Source organism: Nocardioides sp. (assembly GCF_036493135.1).
Lineage (GTDB): Bacteria > Actinomycetota > Actinomycetes > Propionibacteriales > Nocardioidaceae > Nocardioides.
Map to the genome: position 1 here is coordinate 1 of NZ_DASXQG010000044.1, position 2,150 is coordinate 2,150.

The following is a 2,150-nucleotide window of genomic DNA, read 5'->3' on the forward strand; positions in this document are numbered from 1 at the left end:
TAGTACCTGCGCACGGTGATGAACGCCCACCGCGAGGCAAACGGCGAGGAGCCGGTTCCACTGCGCGAGTTCCGTCAGACGGTGGAGGCGGCGATGAAGCTGACCAACGTGCCCAAGGAGTTCTCGAGCCGCTACCTCAACGAGGGCTTCTCCGGCGGCGAGAAGAAGCGCATGGAGATCCTGCAGCTCGCGCTCCAGCACCCCGAGCTCGCGATCCTCGACGAGACCGACTCCGGCCTGGACATCGACGCGCTGCGCGTCGTCGCCAACGGCGTCAACTCGGTCGCCGGGCCCGACATGGGCGTGCTGATCATCACCCACTACCAGCGGATCCTGCACCTGGTGCAGCCCAGCCACGTGCACGTCATCTACCAGGGCCGGATCGTCAAGGAGGGTGGCCCGGATCTCGTCGACGAGCTCGAGGCCAAGGGTTACGGGTGGATCACCGACAAGGTCGCGGCATGACCGCGGCCGGGGTGGTCGCATGAGACGTCCTGTGTCAACCCCTGAGGGTCGGGATGAGGATTTCGGCGTGTTTTTGAAGCCCGTGGTGGCGGGCGGGGTCGTAGGTGAGGCCGTCTTGCCAGCAGCGCCAGAGGACGCGGGTCCAGGCGCGTCCGACGGTTCGGATCGCGCGTGGGTGGTCCTGCCCGCGGCTGCGGGCGCGGGTGTAGTGGTCGGCGGCCCAGGGGTGCCATTTGCGGGTTGCGTCGGCGAGGGTCGAGGTGGCGTCTCTGAGTCGGTGGTCGCAGCCGCGGCGGAAGCACGCGACCTTCTTGCGGCCGGACTCGACCGCGACCGGCGACATGCCGGCGTCGGCGGCGAGGTGTTCGGCGGTGGGGTAGCGAGCGCGGTCGTCGCCGATCTCGGCGAGCAGGGTCGCGGCGCAGATCACGCTGTCGGGGCTCTTGAAGAACGAGGCGAAGATCTTTCCGTCTGGGTGGGTGTGGAGCGCGTGGCCGATCTCGGCGGTGAGCAGGCGGATCTGCTCGACGATCGGCTTGAGCGCGGCGACGAGCGCGAGCACGAGCCCGCGGCGGGCTTCGGCCTCCAGCTCGGCAGCGCGCCCCACGGGCGCGGCGCGGAGTCTGGTGAGCAGCTCGTCGGCGGTCTTGCGTCCGCTGTAGTGGTGGCGGGCGAGGAACTGCGCGAACCGCTTCTCGCCCAGGCCTCGCGCGTCGACCGGCGAGGGATAGCGCGCCAGGAACGCGAGCGAGATCGGGCTGTCCAGGTCCCGGAAGAGCTGAGTGGCGGCAGGCCAGAACCGTTCGAGCTCTGCACGGAGCTGGTTGCACAGCGCGACGCGCTGCTCGACGAGCACCTCGCGTCCGCGGGTCAGCGCCCGCAGCGCCTTGGTCTGGTCACTGTCGGGCGAGAGGGCCCGGAAGCGATGGCTGTCGGTGCGAGCGAGCTCGCACAGCACAAACGCGTCGAACCGGTCGGACTTCCCCCCGGCCGCTCGGAACCGGTCGCGGGCCGCGGCGACCATGTTCGGATGGATCGCCAGCACAGTCAGCCCGGCGTCAAGCAGCCGCTCGATCAGCAGTCCGTCGGGGCGTTCGACCGCGACTCGTGCCACGCCGAGCGTGACCAGCGTCCGGCACAGCCTGACGATTCCCGCTTCGTCGTGCGCGACGGTCTCGCCCCACAACCGCTCCCCATCCGGGTCGGCGACGAGCACCTCGTGCGCGTCCTTGGCCCAGTCCACACCCGCACACACAGCTTCGTTCATCAGATCTCCTCCACGCGATCGACTCGACTGATCGCCGACCACGGGCTACCGTTGCGGGTGCTCATTGACGGGCCCTCACACGGGCTACGTCCTGTTGCCGCTTCAGGCAGCCCCCACCGTCGGGAGAGGCACGTCTCATGCGGGCCATCTCAGTGGCAAGCGTCGAGGGCCTTCTCCCGACGGGGGCCGGCTGCGCGACCTAATCACAACGGCCGCACCGGGAAGGTTGACCAATGAGCGTCGAGGTCGCCCACGAGCTCCTCGGCCCGGTGGACGGCCCGCCGGTGATCTTGAGCTGCTCGCTAGGGACCGACCGCTCTATGTGGGATCCGCAGACCCCGGCGTTGGTCGGGCGCAACCGAGTGGTCCGTTACGACCTGCGCGGTCACGGCCAGTCCCCGGCGCCCGCCGGTCCCTA

The 2,150-nt window shown here is 69.5% G+C and carries 2 protein-coding genes and 1 pseudogene; 2 read left to right on the forward strand and 1 reads right to left on the reverse strand.

Annotated features, from left to right (window positions below; all coding sequences use genetic code 11):
* Positions 1-18: 18 nt before the first annotated feature.
* Positions 19-465, forward strand: a complete 447-nt coding sequence (locus VGJ24_RS07045) for an ABC transporter ATP-binding protein (RefSeq protein WP_414691047.1) — start codon at positions 19-21, stop codon at positions 463-465.
* 34 nt (positions 466-499) lie between these two features.
* On the opposite strand, the gene VGJ24_RS07050 is transcribed toward VGJ24_RS07045, so the two are convergent.
* A complete protein-coding gene (locus tag VGJ24_RS07050) occupies positions 500-1,732 on the reverse strand; it encodes an IS110 family transposase (RefSeq protein ID WP_331499806.1) in 1,233 nt (410 codons plus the stop codon).
* A gap of 233 nt (positions 1,733-1,965) precedes the next feature.
* Between VGJ24_RS07050 and VGJ24_RS07055 the strand changes: the two are divergent.
* Positions 1,966-2,150: pseudogene (locus VGJ24_RS07055) on the forward strand (3-oxoadipate enol-lactonase); the annotation flags it as partial.